The sequence below is a fragment of the Kitasatospora sp. NPDC094028 genome (assembly GCF_049543595.1).
Lineage (GTDB): Bacteria > Actinomycetota > Actinomycetes > Streptomycetales > Streptomycetaceae > Kitasatospora.
This window is the reverse complement of record NZ_JBMVFA010000006.1, coordinates 65447-81952: the sequence shown is the minus strand read 5'-3', so window position 1 is coordinate 81952 and position 16506 is coordinate 65447. Positions and strand designations below refer to the sequence as shown.

The 16506-nt window shown below is 74.5% G+C and carries 15 protein-coding genes; 10 read left to right on the top strand and 5 right to left on the bottom strand.

Features of this window, described 5'->3' with window-relative positions:
* The first annotated feature begins 101 nt into the window (after positions 1-101).
* On the top strand, positions 102-2711 hold the full coding sequence (locus ACPC54_RS12085; protein WP_498963978.1) for a lysylphosphatidylglycerol synthase transmembrane domain-containing protein: 2610 nt from the start codon (positions 102-104) through the stop codon (positions 2709-2711).
* 16 nt (positions 2712-2727) lie between these two features.
* On the opposite strand, the gene ACPC54_RS12080 is transcribed toward ACPC54_RS12085, so the two are convergent.
* Positions 2728-2925, bottom strand: a complete 198-nt coding sequence (locus tag ACPC54_RS12080) for a hypothetical protein (RefSeq protein ID WP_498963976.1) — start codon at positions 2923-2925, stop codon at positions 2728-2730.
* A gap of 283 nt (positions 2926-3208) precedes the next feature.
* Here ACPC54_RS12080 and ACPC54_RS12075 point away from each other — a divergent pair, with 283 nt between their 5' ends.
* The 9 genes from ACPC54_RS12075 (at position 3209) to ACPC54_RS12035 (ending at position 11916) form a co-directional block, all read left to right on the top strand.
* Positions 3209-3688 carry a carboxymuconolactone decarboxylase family protein gene (locus tag ACPC54_RS12075; protein ID WP_498963974.1) on the top strand — a complete coding sequence of 160 codons (480 nt, stop codon included), beginning with the start codon at positions 3209-3211 and terminating at the stop codon, positions 3686-3688.
* 153 nt (positions 3689-3841) lie between these two features.
* Positions 3842-4486 carry a class I SAM-dependent methyltransferase gene (locus ACPC54_RS12070; RefSeq protein WP_498963972.1) on the top strand — a complete coding sequence of 215 codons (645 nt, stop codon included), beginning with the start codon at positions 3842-3844 and terminating at the stop codon, positions 4484-4486.
* Positions 4483-5064 carry a TrmH family RNA methyltransferase gene (locus ACPC54_RS12065; protein WP_498963970.1) on the top strand — a complete coding sequence of 194 codons (582 nt, stop codon included), beginning with the start codon at positions 4483-4485 and terminating at the stop codon, positions 5062-5064. The genes ACPC54_RS12070 and ACPC54_RS12065 overlap by 4 nt, the downstream gene beginning before the upstream one ends.
* A gap of 201 nt (positions 5065-5265) precedes the next feature.
* A complete protein-coding gene (locus ACPC54_RS12060; protein ID WP_498963968.1) occupies positions 5266-5457 on the top strand; it encodes a hypothetical protein in 192 nt (63 codons plus the stop codon).
* Between the two features lie 418 nt (positions 5458-5875).
* Positions 5876-8098 (top strand): MMPL family transporter, encoded by a 2223-nt coding sequence (locus tag ACPC54_RS12055; RefSeq protein WP_498963966.1) that lies wholly within the window; start codon positions 5876-5878, stop codon positions 8096-8098.
* Between the two features lie 434 nt (positions 8099-8532).
* Entirely contained in the window at positions 8533-8823 is a 291-nt protein-coding gene (locus ACPC54_RS12050; RefSeq protein WP_498963964.1) for a response regulator transcription factor, read from the top strand.
* 134 nt (positions 8824-8957) lie between these two features.
* The gene (locus ACPC54_RS12045; RefSeq protein WP_498963962.1) at positions 8958-9716 is read left to right on the top strand and encodes an AfsR/SARP family transcriptional regulator; all 759 of its coding nucleotides are present in this window, start codon (positions 8958-8960) and stop codon (positions 9714-9716) included.
* Between the two features lie 272 nt (positions 9717-9988).
* A complete protein-coding gene (locus ACPC54_RS12040) occupies positions 9989-11308 on the top strand; it encodes a sensor histidine kinase (RefSeq protein WP_498963960.1) in 1320 nt (439 codons plus the stop codon).
* Positions 11272-11916, top strand: a complete 645-nt coding sequence (locus ACPC54_RS12035) for a LuxR C-terminal-related transcriptional regulator (protein WP_498963958.1) — start codon at positions 11272-11274, stop codon at positions 11914-11916. The genes ACPC54_RS12040 and ACPC54_RS12035 overlap by 37 nt, the downstream gene beginning before the upstream one ends.
* Before the next feature lie 42 nt (positions 11917-11958).
* Here ACPC54_RS12035 and ACPC54_RS12030 read toward each other — a convergent pair whose 3' ends face one another.
* The 4 genes from ACPC54_RS12030 to ACPC54_RS12015 all read right to left on the bottom strand — a co-directional run bounded on the left by ACPC54_RS12030 (position 11959) and on the right by ACPC54_RS12015 (position 16503).
* On the bottom strand, positions 11959-13632 hold the full coding sequence (locus ACPC54_RS12030) for an ABC transporter permease (protein WP_498963956.1): 1674 nt from the start codon (positions 13630-13632) through the stop codon (positions 11959-11961).
* Positions 13629-14543 carry an ABC transporter ATP-binding protein gene (locus ACPC54_RS12025; protein WP_498963954.1) on the bottom strand — a complete coding sequence of 305 codons (915 nt, stop codon included), beginning with the start codon at positions 14541-14543 and terminating at the stop codon, positions 13629-13631. Before ACPC54_RS12025 ends, ACPC54_RS12030 begins: the two co-directional genes overlap by 4 nt.
* Before the next feature lie 36 nt (positions 14544-14579).
* Positions 14580-14963: a hypothetical protein gene (locus ACPC54_RS12020; RefSeq protein ID WP_498963952.1), complete on the bottom strand. Its 384-nt coding sequence runs from the start codon at positions 14961-14963 to the stop codon at positions 14580-14582.
* A 217-nt stretch (positions 14964-15180) separates the two neighbouring features.
* Positions 15181-16503, bottom strand: coding sequence for a sensor histidine kinase (locus ACPC54_RS12015; RefSeq protein ID WP_498963950.1), 1323 nt, complete (start codon positions 16501-16503; stop codon positions 15181-15183).
* Positions 16504-16506: the final 3 nt, after the last annotated feature.

Sequence of the window (16506 nt, the reverse complement as noted above, 5' to 3'; positions counted from 1 at the left end):
GCCCGCCCGCGACACGCTCACCGCCCGCCCCCCGCCGATCGCGGGGGCGGTCGTCCACCGTGCGGACACGTCGTCCACGGACGCATGGGAGCATGCCGTCCGTGACGATCGCGACGGGGAGAACGAGCGGCGACGGCGGGGGCGGCAGTGCACCCGCCGGGACGGGCGGCGCGGGCGGCATACCCGAACAGCGCCGAGCCGGGCAGAACGCGGCCGAGCAGGAAGGCAGCGGGCAGGAAGGCAACGGGCAGGGCGGAAGCGGGCGGTACCGGGCCCGGGTGCTGCCCGGCACCGACCGCGTCCGGCAGCCCGTCGCCCTCATCCGGCTGCTCACCGGCCTGACCGCCATCGCGCTCACCCTCCTCCTCGCCGAGTACGCCCGCGCCACCACCGGCGGCTTCGCCGACGACGTCGCCGGCGTCGCCGCGCTGGTCCCCCGCCCGCTGGCCCGCCTCGCCGGAGGGCTCACCACCGCCGCCGTCCTGCTGCTCCCGGTCGGCCTCGCCGTCCGCCGCCTCCTCGGCCCCGACCGGCGGCGCGCCCTCCACCAGGTCTCGGACGGACTGCTCGCCGCCGTCCTCGCCTACGGCGCCACCCTCGCCCTCAACCTGTGGTGCGAGACCCTCGCCCCCGCCTCGATGCTCCACGCGCTCACCCAGCCGCCGCCCGGCACGCTCGGCCACACCGAGCCCGTGTACGGCTACCTCGCGCCCGTGCTCGCCTTCATGACCGCCTCCGGCAGCCGCGAACGCCGGCTGCCCTGGGCGCTCCTCACGCTCTCCGGCCTCGCCGGACTGGCCTGCGGGTACGCCACCCCCACCGCGCTGCTGCTCGGCCTGCTGCTCGGCTGGACCGGCGCGCACGGCACCCTCTACGCGGTCGGCACCCCCGACCCCCGGCCCCGCCCCGGCGAGATCCTGCGCACCCTGCGGGACAGCGGGCTGCGGCCCGTCGAGGCCCAGCCCGCCGGGCCCGACCGCTACCACGTCCGGCAGGCCGACGACCGGCCCGACCTCGACCTCCAGCTCCTCGACCGGCAGGCGGTCACCGCCGCCGCCCTCCAGCGCGCCTGGCGCCGCCTGCGGCTGCGCACCGCGCCCCACCCGCGCGCCCTGCGCTCGCCCCGCACCGGGCTGGAACACGAGGCCCTGGTCACGTACGCGGCCCTCGCCGCGGGCGTCCGCACCCGGCACATCGCCGCCACCGCCGGCCTCGGCCCGGACAGCGCCCTCATCGCCTACGAGCACCTCGACGGCCGCACCCTCGACCGGCTCGCCGACGAGGAGGTCACCGACGAACTGCTCGCCGACGCCTGGCGGCAGCTGGCCCTGTTGCAGCGCCGCGAGATCGCCCACCGGGCGCTCGTCCCCACCTCCCTGCTGGTCGACGGGGCCGGCGCCGTCCACCTGGTCGACTTCGCGGACGGCGACATCGCGGCCAGCGAACTCGTCCTCCGCTGCGACCTCGTCCAGCTCCTCACCACGCTCGCCCTGCGGGCCGGCGCCGCCCGCGCCGTCGCCACCGCGATCGCCGTCCTCGGCCCCGACCCGGTCGTCTCCGCCCTGCCCCTCCTCCAGCCCATCGCGCTGGCCCGCACCACCCGCCGCGCCCTCAAGCGCCACCGGCCGGCGGAGCCGCCGGCGGGGGCCGGGGCCGCCGCGGAGCCGGTGGCCGGCGGGTTGGTGGAGGAGATCCGGGCGGAGGTGCTGCGGGGGCGGGCGGTGACGCCGGAGCGGCCGGTGAAGCTGGAGCGGCTGCGGCCCCGGACGCTGCTGGCCGTGGTGGGCGGGGTGGTGGCCGGGTGGCTGCTGATCCCGCAGCTGTTCGCGGCGGAGGACAACCCGATCGCGGCGGTGGCGGACGCCGAGCCGTGGTGGCTGGTGCTGGCGCTGGTCGCGGCGGCGGCGAGCCACGTGGCGGCCGGGATGGGGTTCGTCGGGTTCGTGCCGGAGCGGCTGGACTTCCGCAACGTGGTGCTGGCGCAGGTGGCCGGGTCCTTCGTGAAGCTGGTGTCGCCCGGCGGCGTCGGCGGGATCGCGCTGAACACCCGGCTGCTGCAGAAGGCCGGGATCCCGACCGCGCAGGCGCTGTCCAGCGTCGGGGTGGGGAACCTGATCGGACTGGCCCTGCACATGCTGCAACTGGGCGCGTTCGCCTACCTGTTGGAGTTCGAGCCGGTCAACGCCGCGCCGGGCGCGGACTCGGGCAACGGCGATTCGGGCGCGCTGCCGATCGTGGTGACCGGCCTGGTGGTGGCGGCGGTGCTGCTGGCGGTCGCCTGGGCGATCCCGGCCGCCCGGCGGTGGCTGGCGGCGCGGCTGCGGCCGCTGACCGCCGAGGTGCTGCCGCGGATGCTCGACCTGCTGCGCAACCCGGGCCGGCTCGCGGTCGGCGTGGCCGGGCAGCTGTTGGTGTCGCTCTGCCTGATCACCTGCTTCTACTGCTGTGTCCGGGCGATCGGCCGGGAGCCGTCGTTCGCCTCGGTGGCGGTGGTGTTCCTGGTCGGGAACTCGGTGGGCAGCATGGCGCCGACCCCGGGCGGCGCCGGCGCGGTGGACACGATGCTGACCGGGCTGCTGCAGCAGACCGCGTCGATGGAGGAGGGCGGCGCGCTGGCGGCGGTGGCGCTGTTCCGGCTGCTGACGCTGATCCTTCCGGTGCTGCCGGGCTGGGCGGCGATGGCCTGGCTGCAGCGCCGCAAGGCGCTGTGACGGGGGCCGCGGGCGGTTAGTCGCGGTAGGCGTCCTCGTCGAGCTGGACGACCCGGCTCTGCTCGGCGGCGTCCGCGATGTCGGTGGCCGGGTCCGCGCCGACGGCCCGGCGCTCGGCGACCTCGTCGTACTCGTCGCCCTCGGGCGCCGCCTCGTCCGGCTCGACGGTCTCGACGGCCTCGTCGATCAGGTAGTCCTCGTGATTCTGCGGCATGGCGTCCGTCCTCGCTGTTCGGAGGCTCCCACGGGCCCGGGCGGCGGTGCTGCGCGCTACGGGACGGTACAGGGCGGTACTGGCAGTATCCGCCGCCGGGCCGCCGGGCGCGATGCGCCGCAGCCGACCGGGGCCGGACGCGGGCTCGGCCAGGGCTCGACCGGGGCTCGGCCGAGGACCGACCCGGGACCGGCCAGCGCTCGGCCGGTCCGGGAATTGACCCGGGAATCCTCCTGCGGAATGACCCATGAGGCGGGTTCATTCCGCCCCTAGGGTCGTAGCCATGACGACGAACTCCACGCCGAACGACGGCACCACCGCCCCCGCCCGCCTCGACTTCGCCCGCACCGCCCCGAAGGTCTTCCGCGCGGTGATCGCCCTGGACGCCGCCGCCCGCGACGGCCTGGACCCGGCACTGGTCGAGCTGGTGCAGATGCGCACCTCGCAGCTGAACGGCTGCGCGTACTGCCTGGACATGCACGCCAAGGACGCCCGCAAGGCCGGCGAGACCGACGAGCGGATCTACCTGCTGCCGGTCTGGCACGAGGCCCCCGCCGGCGTCTACAACGAGCGGGAGCGGGCCGCGCTGGCGCTGGCCGAGGAGATCGCCCGGATCGACGGCGGGGTCTCGGACGCGGTGTACGCCCGGGCCGCCGAGCAGTTCGCCGAGGCGGAGCTGGCGCAGCTGATCTCGGTCTGCTTCACCATCAACACCTGGAACCGGATCAACGTGGCCACCCGCAAGACCCCGGGCACGCACTGACCGCGCGCGGCGGCGACGGGCCGCCGGCCGGGCCCCGGGCGAACCGCTGACCGGGACGTCGCCCGGGGCCACCGGGGTACGATCGGTGCCGTACCAAGGGCTTACCCACACCCACCCGGTGGCCCCGAGGCCCTTACGAACGACGGGGAACGCATGTCCGGCTCGCACTACTTCAGCGGTGCACCCGAGGTCGCCAGCGAGCGCAGGCCGATCACGGTCTCCCTGCCGGACCTCACCCTGGAACTGACCACCGACGCCGGGGTGTTCTCCCGCAGCCGGCTCGACCCGGGCACCCGGATCCTGCTGGAGCACGCCCCGCCGCCGCGGGTGCGCGGCCCGATCCTGGACGTCGGCTGCGGCTACGGCCCGATCGCGCTGACCTGGGCGACCCGGCGCAAGCGGCTGCCGGTGTGGGCGGTGGACGTGAACGAGCGCGCGCTGGAGCTGGTCCGGCTGAACGCGGAGGCGCTGGGGCTGGGCAACGTCCAGGCCGCGCTGCCCGACGACGTCCCCCAGGACGTCCGCTTCGCCACCATCTACTCCAACCCGCCGATCCGGATCGGCAAGGCGGAACTGCGCCGACTGCTGACCCGCTGGCTCGGCCGGCTGACCCCGGACGGCTCGGCGTTCCTGGTGGTGCAGAAGCACCTGGGCTCGGACTCGCTGCAGAAGTGGCTGAACGACCAGGGCTACCCGACGACCCGGGTCACATCCGTCAACGGGTTCCGGATTCTGGAAGCACGGCCCCGTCCGGAGGCGGGCGAGGGCACCGAGAGTGGCAGGGGTACGACGTCGTGAAGCAGCTGCGCGGGACCGAACTGAAGCGACTGCACCGCTCGTGGCGGCGCAGCAACGAGTTCCGGCTCGCGATGATCCTGGAGAACCTGCAGTCGCCGTTCAACGTCGGTTCGGTGGTCCGGACCGGGGCGGCGATGGGCGCCGAGAAGCTGTACCTGACCGGGGACACCCCGTCGGTGCGCTCCTCCGGCGCGCAGAAGGCCGCCATGGGGACCGACAAGTACCTCAAGGTGGAGCACTTCCCGACCGTCGCCGAGGCGGTGGCCGCGGCGAAGGCGGACGGCTTCAAGGTCGTCGGGCTGGAGCTCGCGGACGACGCCGTGCCGATGTTCGCCGCCGAGCTGACCCCGGCGGTGGCCTTCGTGCTCGGGCACGAGGACCGCGGCATCACCCCCGAGGCGCTGGCACTCTGCGACCAGGTGGTCTTCGTGCCGCAGCTGGGCCGGGTCGGCTCGCTGAACGTCTCCGCGGCCGCGACGGTGGCCTGCTACGAGGCGCGCCGCCAGGGCTACGCGATCAGCGGCACCCCGGACGGCAGCGACGCCGGGGACGCCGGGGACTTCGGCGACGACGAGTAGCACCTGCGGGCCGGGCCGTCCGGACGGTCAGCCCGGCGTCAGCTGAGCGTCAGCGCCGCACGCGACCGTAGGGGGCATGACGTCGATCACGGCGGTCTCCAGCGGCCTCCCCGACACCGTCCCGATCTCGGATTCCAGTGGGAGCTCGGGCTGACGGGTGCCCAACTGCGGCGCTACCAGCGCTTCTACGGCCTCGACCAGGTGTGCCGCGACCCGGCGGCCGACGAGACCGACCTGCTGCTGCGGGCCTGCCAGTCCCTGGGCTACCCGATCAAGCGGGTCTTCCTCGACCTGGCCGGCCGCATCGGCCACTGCTTCTGCGCCGCCCCTTCATCAACCTGCGGCAGAACCGCCGCCCGCGGCCGGCTGGCCCGGGCGACCGCTACCCGATGACCAGCGCGGGGCTCGGGGCGGCCTTCGCCGCGATGGTCCTCGAACACTGACCGACACCCGGCCGCTCCGTGCCACCGGCCGCTCCGACCGCACCCGAGCGGGAACCACTGGGCGCCCGGCGAGCCCGCGCTGCCCCTTCAGCGACAGCAACCGACTCAGCCCACCCCCGGATCGCGCGCGAGGAGCACCGCATGAGCGACACCGCGACCGACCCGAGGTCCGTCGAGGCCGTCCGCACGTCCGGATCGGCGACGTTGTCCCCGTGATCGGCCCGCCGGAGCGGCACTAGATTCGACGGCGCCGGCACACGCGCGCCGCCGCACCGCCGGGCTCGCGCGGCGGGCGCCGTCTCCGGACGCCGTCTCCGGGCGCCGTCTCCAGGTTCCGGGCAGCTGGTCATGAGGAGGGGAACGCGATCGTGGAAGGCAGGAACGTGATCACCAGGGCCGCCCGCTGGAGCGCCGTCCACCCCTGGTGCGCGATCGCGCTCTGGGTCGTGTTCGTGGTCGGGTCCCTGATGGTCGGCAGCGTCACGGGCACCCGGCAGGCCACCAGCTCCGACCTCGCGATCGGCCAGTCCGGGCGGGCCGCCCAGATCGCCCGCGGCGGCGGACTGCAGGACCGCGCGGTGGAGAACCTGCTCGTCACCGCCTGGGACAACGGCCCGCTGGACCTACCGAAGGCCCGCGCCGCCGCCGGGGACGCGGGCCGGGCGCTGCGCACGGTCGAAGGCGTCGCCTCGGTCGGCGAGCAGGTCACCGCCCCGAACGGCGCCGCCCTGCTCGTCCCGGTCACCCTGGCCGGGGACCCGGAGACGGCCTCCGGCCGGGTGCGGCCGCTGCTCGACAGCGTCGAACGCACCGGCGCCGCGCACGCCGACCTGCGGATGGAGCTGGTCGGCGCCGGCTCGATCCGGGCCGGGCTCGACGACATGCTGCGCAAGGACCTCGGCAAGGCGACCGTGCTCAGCCTGCCGGTGACCATGCTGGTGATGGTCTTCGTCTTCGGCGCGGTCATCGCCGCGAGCGTCCCGGTGGTGCTGGGCCTGTCCTCGGTGCTCGCCGGGCTCGGGCTGTGGGGGGTGGCCTCCCAGGCGGTTCCCGACCCCGGGCCGGTGAGCCAGTTCATCGTGCTGACGGGCCTGGCGATCGGCGTGGACTACTCGCTCTTCTACCTCAAACGCCAGCGCGAGGAACGGGCATTGGGCGCCGACACCATCGACGCGATCGAGATCGCCGCCGCCACCTCCGGGCACTCGGTGCTGGTCTCCGGGATGGTCGTCATGGTGTCCATGGGCGCGCTCTACCTCGCCGGGCACGTCGCCTTCGCGTCGATGGCCACCGGCGCGGTGATCGTGGTCGCGACCGCCATCACCTCCTCGCTGACCGTGCTGCCCGCGATGCTGTCCCGGTTCGGCCGCCACCTGGACGCCCCGCGGGTGCCGCTGGTGTGGCGCCTCACCCGGCAGGGCGGCGGGGTCAGGCCCCGGCTCTGGTCGGCGATGCTCAAGCCCGCGCTGCGCCACCCGGCGATCGCCCTGACCGCCTCGGTCGCGGCCCTGCTGGTGCTCGCGCTGCCCGCGCTCGGGCTCAGGCTCAAGGCCACCGGGATCGACGACCTGCCCCGCTCGATCCCCGCGATGCAGGCGAACCAGCGGCTCGCCCACTCCTTCCCCAGCCCGTCCGACACGCACACCGTAGCGGTTCGGGTCCCGGCCGGGCGGACCGCCGAACTGCGGGCGGCCGTCGCCCGGTTGGTCCGGCTGGCCGAGCAGGACGAACTGTTCGTCCGGGACCCGGCCCCGACCGTGCGCACCTCGGCGGACGGCACCGTCGCCGAGGTGCTGATCGGCACCCGCTTCGACAGCGGCTCCGCGCGGGCCCGGGCCTCACTGGCGCGGCTGCGGCAGGACCTCGCGCCGCGGACCCTGGGGGCGGTCGAGGGCGCCGAGTACGCGGTCGGCGGCAGCGACGTGGCCTTCGACGTCGACTACCGGGCGAACGTGATGGACAGGATGCCCTGGGTGCTCGGAGCGGCGCTGGCGCTGACCTTCCTGGTGACGGCGCTGGCCTTCCGCTCGATCGTGCTCGCGCTGATCACCGTGGCGCTCAACGTGCTGTCGGCGGCGGCCTCCTTCGGCCTGCTCGCGCTGGTCTTCCAGCACACCTGGGCGGAGGACCTGCTGCACTTCCGGTCCACCGGCCGGGTGGTGGCCTGGCTGCCGCTGACGCTGTTCGTGATCCTGCTCGGGCTGTCGATGGACTACCACGTCTTCGTGATCAGCCGGATCCGGGAGGCGGTCCGGGGCGGGCTGTCCGTCCGGGAGGCGGTGGAGCAGGGCATCACCCGCGCCGCGGGCGTGGTGACCAGCGCCGCGGTGGTGACGGTCTGCGTGTTCGCGCTGCTGGCCTCGCTCGACTTCATCGAGACGAAGCAGCTCGGGGTCGGCATGGCCTGCGCGGTGCTGCTGGACGCCACGCTGATCCGGATCGTGGTGCTGCCGGCCGTCGTCACCCTGCTCGGATGGAAGACCTGGTGGCCCTCCCGGCTGGCCCGCCAGGGCACCGCGCGGGCCCCACGGATGCCCGCGGTCGTGGCCGCCGCCACGGCCTCCGCGGCGGCCCGCACGCCGCTTCCGTAGTGCCCCGCCCGCCGTTTCCGCAGTGGCCCGCGCGCCGTTTCCGCAGTGGCCCGCGCGCCCGCTTCCGCAGTGGCCCGCGCGCCCGCTCCCACCGTGGCCCGCGCGCCCGCTTCCGCAGCACCGGACCGGAACCCGCCGACCCCTCCCGTCACTCCCGCCCCGGCGGGCACACCGGCAGAACGGCCGCGCCCGGGCCCGGCCAGCCGTCCGCGCGCCCGGCCGCGGGAGAGGTGGACCAGGGGTTTGACGACGACGGCCCTGTGATGGTTTGTTACGGGAGTTGTGGAGTCGCATGCACGTTCGCTGTTCGCGCGGAGTGCCGTCCGAACGCGCCCCCCGCACGCGCCTCCCGGGAACGGCCTCCAGGAGCGGCTGCCGGGAGCCCGAGGACACGGCTGCGACGCGCGGGGCGGACGGAAGCGGGGGCGGTCAGCTTGCACGGTGACGGCGGCCTCGCCTCGGCACGCTGGCGCGACGAACTCACCCGGGTCGGGCTGCTGTCGGTGCGCGAGCGGCAGGTGTTCGACCTGATCGGGGCCGGGCACTCCAACCGCGGCATCGCCGACCGGCTGCACGTCACCGAGCGCACGGTGAAGGCGCACGTCGCCAGGATCCTGGCGAAGCTGGGCGTCGAATCCCGGTTGCAGGCCGGGCTGGTGGCCCAGTGTCACCAACTCATGTACGAAGGTACATGGCCGGAGGAGCCGCGTTCGTCGGATACTTGACCAGCGCGAATGATCGCCAGGCTTTTCCCTTTTTCAGGACACTCTCCGAACAAGTCGGCCACTGTCGTTGTGGCGGCCCGAGGTCGCAAGGGCGAAACCTGTGGCCGGAGTTCACCGCGAGGACGGGGAATTCGGTGTACATCTCCATACTCGGCCCGCTGCTGATCGGCGACGACCAGCGGGCCGTGGGCTTACGGGCGAAGAAGAACCGCGTGATGCTCACCATGCTCGCCCTGAACGCCGGGCAGGTGGTCGCGTTCGACGAGCTGATCGACGAACTGTGGGGGGAGGCGCCGCTCAAGAACGCCCGGAACGCCCTGCAGGCCAATGTGAAACGGATGCGGAAATCCCTGGCCGAACTCGGCCTGGAAAGACCCGACCAGGAACTCATCCGCACCGTCGACAACGGCTACCTGCTCGACGTCCCGGAAAGCGCCGTCGACGCCTACCGCTTCCTGCGAACCGCCGAGCGGGGCGCCGGGCTGGTCGAGCACCGGCCGTACGAGGCGATGGACACGCTCCGCGAGGCGCTCGCGATGTGGCGCGGCCCGGCCCTCCTCGACACCAGCGACGGCCCCTGGTGCCGGGCGGTCGCGCTGCGGCTGGACGAGCAGCGCAAGACCGCCCGCGAGGACCTGATCGCGGCGCAGCTGCGGGCCGGTGAGGCGGGCGCGGTGGTGCCCGAGCTCAAGCAACTGCTCGCCCAGTACCCCGAACGGGAACGGTTCAGCGAACAGTTGATGATCGCGCTGTACCGGTGCGGGCGACAGTCCGAGGCGGTGGACATCTTCCACCGGACCCGCCGATGGCTCGACGAGGAGCTGGGGCTCAAGCCGGGCCGCCGCCTCCACCACCTCTACCAGGCGATCCTCACACAGGATCCGTCGCTGTAGCCGCGGGACGTGGGCAGCACGCCCCGCGGCGACCCCGGTGCCGGCGGCCCTCCCCGAGGGCCGCCGGCGCCGCTGTGTCCGCCCCCCTTCCGTCAGGCCGGCGCAGGGCCCGGTCGGCGAGTGCATCGATCTGTCGATCAGTCACCGGCCTACAAGAGGGGGGTTATTACCACCGACTCCACCCCCGCGGCACCACCAGAATGGACGCAAGGCCGGCCGGCGCCCGGCCGGAGCACCGCCGAGGCCGCGAGGCACCAGGAAGGAGCGCGTCCATGGACCGCACGATGCAGCTCGGGGGAAGCCCCTCGGCGGTCGAGATCAAGGGGTTCTCCGGCCCCGCCGGATTCACGGGGCTGCTCAGGGCCCTGGCGCTGTTCCGGCTGTCCCTCGTGGCCTGCGGCCTCACCTTCGTCGTCACGACCGCGCTCTCCCTGATGAGCCCGGGCCTCGGCCTGGTGCCGCGCACCATGGCGCGGGTGCGCGCGCTGGCCGACGAGCAGCGCGTGCGGGCCGCGAGCTGGTCGGGCGTGCACATCCCCGACCCGCCCGCCCCGCTGCCGCCGGTGCCGCCCGGCGCCTCCGGGATGTTCGCCCGCTACCGCTGGATCACGGGCGACCCGCAGACCAAGCGGGAGTTCGCCTGGGTCTTCACCGACCCGTTCGCCGGCTCCGTCCTCGCCTTCCTTCCGATCGCGGTGCTGCTCAGCGGTTTCTGGGGGATCTTCCTCGCCTTCTTCGGCGTCTCGCTCTCCGCCGAGTGGGACGGGCTCTGGTACCTGTTCGTCCCGATCGACGGCACCGCCACCGCCGTGCTGGCCGGCGTCCTCGGCCTGGCCCAGCTGCCGCTGGCGCTGTGGATCGCCCCGCGCGCGGTGCGCCGGCACGCCCTGTACACCCGCTCGATGCTCGCCCCCAGCGAGCAGGAGCTGATGGCCAGCCGGATCGAGCACCTGACCACCACCCGCAGCAGCGCGGTCGACACCCAGATGGCCGAGATCCGCCGGATCGAGCGCGACCTGCACGACGGCGCCCAGGCCCGGCTGGTCGCGATGGGCATGACCCTGGACGCCGCCGAGCACCTGCTGGAGAGCAACCCGGAGGCTGTCCGCGCGCTGCTGATCGAGGCCCGGCAGTCCTCCTCCAAGGCGCTGGAGGAGATCCGCAACCTGGTCCGCGGCATCCACCCGCCCGTCCTCGCCGACCGCGGACTCGCCGACGCCGTCCGGGCGTTGGCCATGGTCTGCCCCGTCCCGACCGAGGTCGAGGTGGACCTCCCCGGCCGCCCCGAGATGCCGGTCGAGTCGGCCGCCTACTTCGCCGTCTCGGAGATCCTGACCAACGTCGCCAAGCACTCGCACGCCGACCGGGCCAGGATCGACATTCGCTACGATCGCGGCATGCTGCGCATCACCGTGACCGACAGCGGCCGCGGCGGCGCCGACGCCTCCCGGGGCACCGGGCTGCGCGGCATCGAGCGACGGCTCGCCACCTTCGACGGGGTCGTCGCCGTCGACAGTCCCGTCAACGGCCCCACCATGGTGACCATGGAGCTCCCGTGCGCATTGTCCTCGCCGAAGACCACTTCCTCCTGAGGGACGGCCTGATCCGTCTGCTCCAGGCCTTCGGCCACGAGGTGGTGGCCGCCGTGGACAACGGTGCCGACCTCCTCGCCGCGCTGACCGCCGAACGGCCGGACGTCGCCATCGTCGACGTCCGGCTGCCGCCGAACTTCACCGACGAGGGACTGCGAGCCGCCCTGTCCGCCCGCCGCACCATGCCCGACCTGCCGGTCCTGCTGCTCTCCCAGTACGTCGAGCCGCTCTACGCCCGGGAGTTGCTGGCCAGCGGCGGGCGCGGGGTCGGCTACATGCTCAAGGACCGCGTCACCAACGGCTCGCAGTTCCTCGACTCGATCCGCCGGGTCGCCGAGGGCGGCACGGCGATGGACCCGGAGGTGATCTCGCAGCTGCTGGTCCGCAAGGAGCGCGACGAAAGCGTCGGCAGCCTCTCCGCCCGGGAGCGCGAGGTCCTGGAATGGCTCGCCCAGGGGCGCTCCAACGCCGGTATCGCCCAAGGGCTGTTCATCACCGAGAAGGCCGTCGCCAAGCACATCAGCAACATCTTCACCAAGCTCGGCCTCCTGCCCGCCGACGCCGACAACCGCCGCGTCCTCGCCGTCCTCGCCTACCTCGACCAGTGACGCCGGTGGTTCACCCGCTCACCCGCTCACCTCCTCGCTCCTTCATCCCTTGACGTTCCGCCGGGCGGAGCCGACCAGGAACGCCACCGCGAGCATCGCCGCCGCCAGGCCCGCGACCAGCAGTGGGCTCGGCCCGGCCGGGCTTCCGTCCCGGCGCACCGCCCCCATGAAGTCCAGCGCGGCCACGTTGTTGACCAGCACGTACCAGATCGGCAGGTAGACCGCCTGGAACACCCGGTGGGTCCGGCTCAGCACGCCCAGCACCATGGCCAGCGAGGGTATGAACACCGCCCCGCCGAACCAGCAGGCCGTCCCCGCGCCGTCCCCCGACGCCAGCATCCGCGCCAGCGGAGCGAGACCCACCACCGCGGTCAGCACCACCCCGGACGCCCACTCGGCCAGCAGCCGGCGCCGGGCCGAGGGGTAGGCGCCGAGCAGCACCTCCAGGCCGTTCTCGACCTGCTGGCTGCCCAGCCGGGACCAGATCAGCACCGGCCACAGCCACGCCACGGGCAGCAGAAGCCCGGTCACGGTCCCGAGCGGCAGCGCGAACCCGGCCACCACCAGCCCGGCGGCGACCAGCCACCACCACCGCGAGACCCCCTGCACCAGGATCCGGACCTCGCCCGCCAACAGTCGGCCGAACGCCCCGGCCTGACGCGCCTCCGTCCGCGGCAGGGCCACCGGCGCACCACCGGGCTCCGCCCACCCCGCGCCGGCGGGGGCGGGGGCGGAGGCGGGGGCGGGGGCGGGGGCGGGCGATTCCGGCCCCCGCGCCGAGTCCGAGGCCGGCACCGACGCTGACACCGGCACCGGCACCGGCACCGGCACCGACGCTGACACCGACGCCGCCGTCGCCCGCGCCGGATCGAAGCGACCGAACCAGAGCGCCGGCAGCACCGCCACCGCCACCGCCAGCAGCACCAGCACCGCCCGACCGAGCAGGAACCCCACGGACGGGGTGAAGCCGCTCCAGGCGAAGCTGCCCAGCGGCTCGGCCACCTCGGTCAGCCCCAGGCTGAAGCCGCCGTCCCCGGCCTGCAGGTGCTGGGCCCCCAAGGCCGCCGCCATCGACCGCGAGACCTCCCCGACGCCCAGCCCGCCCAGCGGCGCGGCCGCGGACTGCCCACCGATCGACAGGACGAGCGCCAGCCCGAACCAGAGCACGTTCCCGAGGCCAGCCCGCAGCAGCGGCACCGTCTCGAACAGGATCGCCACCGCCGCGGTGACCGCCATCAGCGGCAGTGCGAGCACCAAGAACGGCTCGACCAGGGCGACCGGGTCGACCGAGCGGTCCTCGCCCCGGGCCAGCTGCATCAGCAGCGCGGTCACCGCCAGCACGCCCAGCATCGAGGCGAGCACCAGCAGGTTGCTCAGGAACTTGGACAGCAGGTACGCGGAGCTGCGTATCCGGGTGGCGGCCAGGATCTGGCCGACCCCGGCGGTCTCGTCCCGGGCGATGCCGCTGCGCACCACGTAGAAGCCGCCGAAGGTGAGCCAGAGCGCGCCGGCCAAGGCGGTGACCACCCCGACGTAGGGGCTGTTGTAGACCCCCCGGTAGCCGCCCACGTCCATGATCACCCACCGGCTGCCGGCGTCCGGCACCGCCAGATAGCCGAGGCCGACCGCCGCCAGCAGGGTCACCGCGTACGCCGGGCGGCGCACCCGGTCCCGGAAGTCGCCGACCGCCAGGCCCACGAGCAGTCGCACCGTCATCGCCGCACCACCCCCCGATCCGCCTGCGGCTGCTCCGAACTCCGCTCTCCGAAACCGTGGATGACACTCAGGTAGGCGTCCTCCAGGTCGGGCGGCACCGTGACGGCGTCGGGCGCCGGCGGGTCGGACGCGAGCAGCCGCAGCCGCACGCCGTCCGCCGTCCGCACCATCCGGCTGACCACGTACCGCTCCTGCACCGCCGGGACGGCGGCCGGGGCGACCACGGCCTCCCAGACCCGCCCCTCGGCCTCCCGGAGCAGGTCCTCGGGCGCGCCCCGCCGCAGCAGCCGCCCCCGCGCGACCACGGCGATGTCGGAGGCGACGGACTCGACGTCGGAGACGATGTGGGTGGAGAGCATCACCACCCGGTCGGCCGCGAGTCCGCTGAGCAGGTTGCGGAAGCGCACCCGCTCCTCCGGGTCCAGTCCGGCGGTCGGCTCGTCGACCACGATCACCCGGGGGTCGGCCAGCAGGGCCTGGGCGATGCCGACCCGGCGGAGCATCCCGCCCGAGTACGTGCCGAGCGGACGCTTCACCGCCTCGGTCAGGTTGACCAGGTGGAGCAGTTCGTCGATCCGGGCCCGGGCGGAGCGGGCGCCGAGCCCCTTGGCGGCCGCCAGGTAGGCCAGGAACTCCCGCGAGGTCAGATTCGGGTAGACCCCGAAGTCCTGTGGCAGGTAGCCGAGTTCCGTGCGCAGCCGGTCGGGTTCGGCGACCACGTCGGCGCCCCGGTAACGGACCTGGCCGCTGGTGGGTCGGGTCACCGTCGACACGATGCGCATCAGCGAGGACTTCCCGGCGCCGTTGGGGCCGAGCAGGCCCAGCATTCCTGGCGCGAGGTGCATCGTCATGCCGTCGACGGCCCGCTTGCCGCCCTTGTAGACCTTGGTGACATCGATCAGTTCGAGCATTGCCTCCGCCCTTCCCAGCAGGAGCCGTCGTCGGTTTCAGCCCTTGAGGTCCGTCTCACGGCCGTCGCGCCGCACCGCGACGCCCTTGGGGACCTCGACCCGGAACCTGGCGTCGCAGTTGGCCAGGCCATTGCACCCGGCCCGGAGTTCGAGGACGTCGCCCTGTAACTCCCAGACCTCGTGGGTGTCGCCGATCCGGCCGTCCTTGTCGAACCAGCGGGTGACCTTGACGTCCTTGCGCTCGGCCGGCACCAGGTCGGTCGGGATGCCGTGCGACCTGACGTTCAGGCTCTTGCCGGTGAACTCGAAGGTCCGGTCCTCGGGTTCGGCGTCGGCCGCGTTGGCGCAGCCGGTCAGCGGGACGAGGAGGGCCACGACGAGGGCGAGCAGGGCGGGTACGGCGCGGCGACGGGTGAACACCGGGCACCTCCAGGGCATTGGCGTTGGCGTTGGGCACGCTCGGAAGCCTCCCCGATCCGCGCCCGGCCGCCATCTGCCGTTCGGCAGATATCCGGGGACTTTCTCGCCCTCTGACCTGTGCCTTTCGGCAGGGCGCGCGCCCACGGCACGCGCCCCTTCGCCCACGCTGCTCCGCCCGCGCGCCTCCGCACGGCACCCCGGGGCAGAGCCCGCGGCCTCAGCCCCGCCGGACCAGCCCGACCCGCTCCCGCCGCAGCGGCAGTTCGCCGCGCACCCGCCACCCCCCGCCGTGCGGCCCGGCCTCCAGCCGCCCGCCGAGCGCGTCGACCCGCTCGCCCAGCGCGGCCAGCCCGGTGCCGCCCCCGCCGTCACGGCGCGGGAGCAGTCCACCGAGCCGCCCGGAGCCCGCACGCCGTCCGCCGTCCGTCACGGTGACCCGCAGCGCGGGCCCCTCGGTGCGGACCACCTCGACCGCCAACCGCCCGGTGTCCGGGGCGTGCCGCCGGACGTTGGTCAGCGCCTCCAGGACGATCCGGTAGGCCGCGTCCTCGAGCTCGCGCGGCGCCGTCCCGGCCAACCCGGGCTCCAGGTCGAGCCCGCCCTCGACCGCCCCAACCGCCCCGACCTCCCCGACCTCGCCGGCCGCCCCGGCCGACCGGGTCGCCAGGAAGCGGCCCAACAGCTCCGGCAGGTCGGCGAGCCCGTGGGTCCGGGTCGGCGGCGGCCCGGCGACGACCGCCCCCTCCGGCCCGCCCTCCGGCCCGCCCTCCGGCCCGCCGCCCGACTCCCCGGGCCCGCCCTCCAACCCGCGCAAGGACCGCAAGGTGTGGTCCATCGAGTCCAGCGCCCGCAGCCCGGCCGCCTCCAGCCGCACCAGCAGCTCCCCCATCTCCCGCTCGTCGTACGGCCCGAGCTGCGCGGCCTGCACCTCCAGCAGGATCCCGGTCACCTCGTGGGCGACGAAGTCGTGCAGGTCGCGGGCCACTTCGAGCCGCTGCTCCCGCCGGGCCCGCCGGACGGCCCGGCCCCGCCGGTCGTCGAGCGCCCGCAGGTACAGCCCGACGCCGACCGCCCCCGCGGCCGGGAACACGGCGCCCGCGACGCCGACCACCGCAGGCCCGAGGGCGGGCCCCGGCGGGTGCAGGGCGAAGCGCAGCGGCAGGACCGTCACCGCGAGGGTCAGCGCCGAGCCGACCAGCGCCGCCTGCCGGGCCGGCGCCAGCCGTACCACCCGGGCGACCAGCACCAGCAGCGCCGCGAACTCGAACGGCAGCCACAGCAGCGCGAGTCCGCGCGGCCCGGGGAAGCCGGCGTCCACCGTGAGCGAGGCGGCCGCGACCAGCCCGGCCGCCAGGACCGGGGAGCCTGCCCCGAACGGCCGGCGCAGCACCGCGACCGCCAGCGCCGCGACGGCGGCCAGGGCCACGATCCACGCGGTGGCCGTCACGGCGAGCGCCGCCGGCGCCGCGACCAGCACCCCCGCCACGGCGCAGAAAGTGCGGCGACGGCGGGAGTCGGGCGGTCCCGGTACGGTCTGCATGCG

Coding starts and splice junctions, on each gene's coding strand:
- ACPC54_RS12070 (WP_498963972.1), top strand. CDS start 3,842: ATGTCCGGCTCGCACTACTTCAGCGGTGCACCCGAGGTCGCCAGCGAG.
- ACPC54_RS12080 (WP_498963976.1), bottom strand. CDS start 2,925: ATGCCGCAGAATCACGAGGACTACCTGATCGACGAGGCCGTCGAGACC.
- ACPC54_RS12040 (WP_498963960.1), top strand. CDS start 9,989: ATGGACCGCACGATGCAGCTCGGGGGAAGCCCCTCGGCGGTCGAGATC.
- ACPC54_RS12030 (WP_498963956.1), bottom strand. CDS start 13,632: ATGACGGTGCGACTGCTCGTGGGCCTGGCGGTCGGCGACTTCCGGGAC.
- ACPC54_RS12025 (WP_498963954.1), bottom strand. CDS start 14,543: ATGCTCGAACTGATCGATGTCACCAAGGTCTACAAGGGCGGCAAGCGG.
- ACPC54_RS12075 (WP_498963974.1), top strand. CDS start 3,209: ATGACGACGAACTCCACGCCGAACGACGGCACCACCGCCCCCGCCCGC.
- ACPC54_RS12015 (WP_498963950.1), bottom strand. CDS start 16,503: ATGCAGACCGTACCGGGACCGCCCGACTCCCGCCGTCGCCGCACTTTC.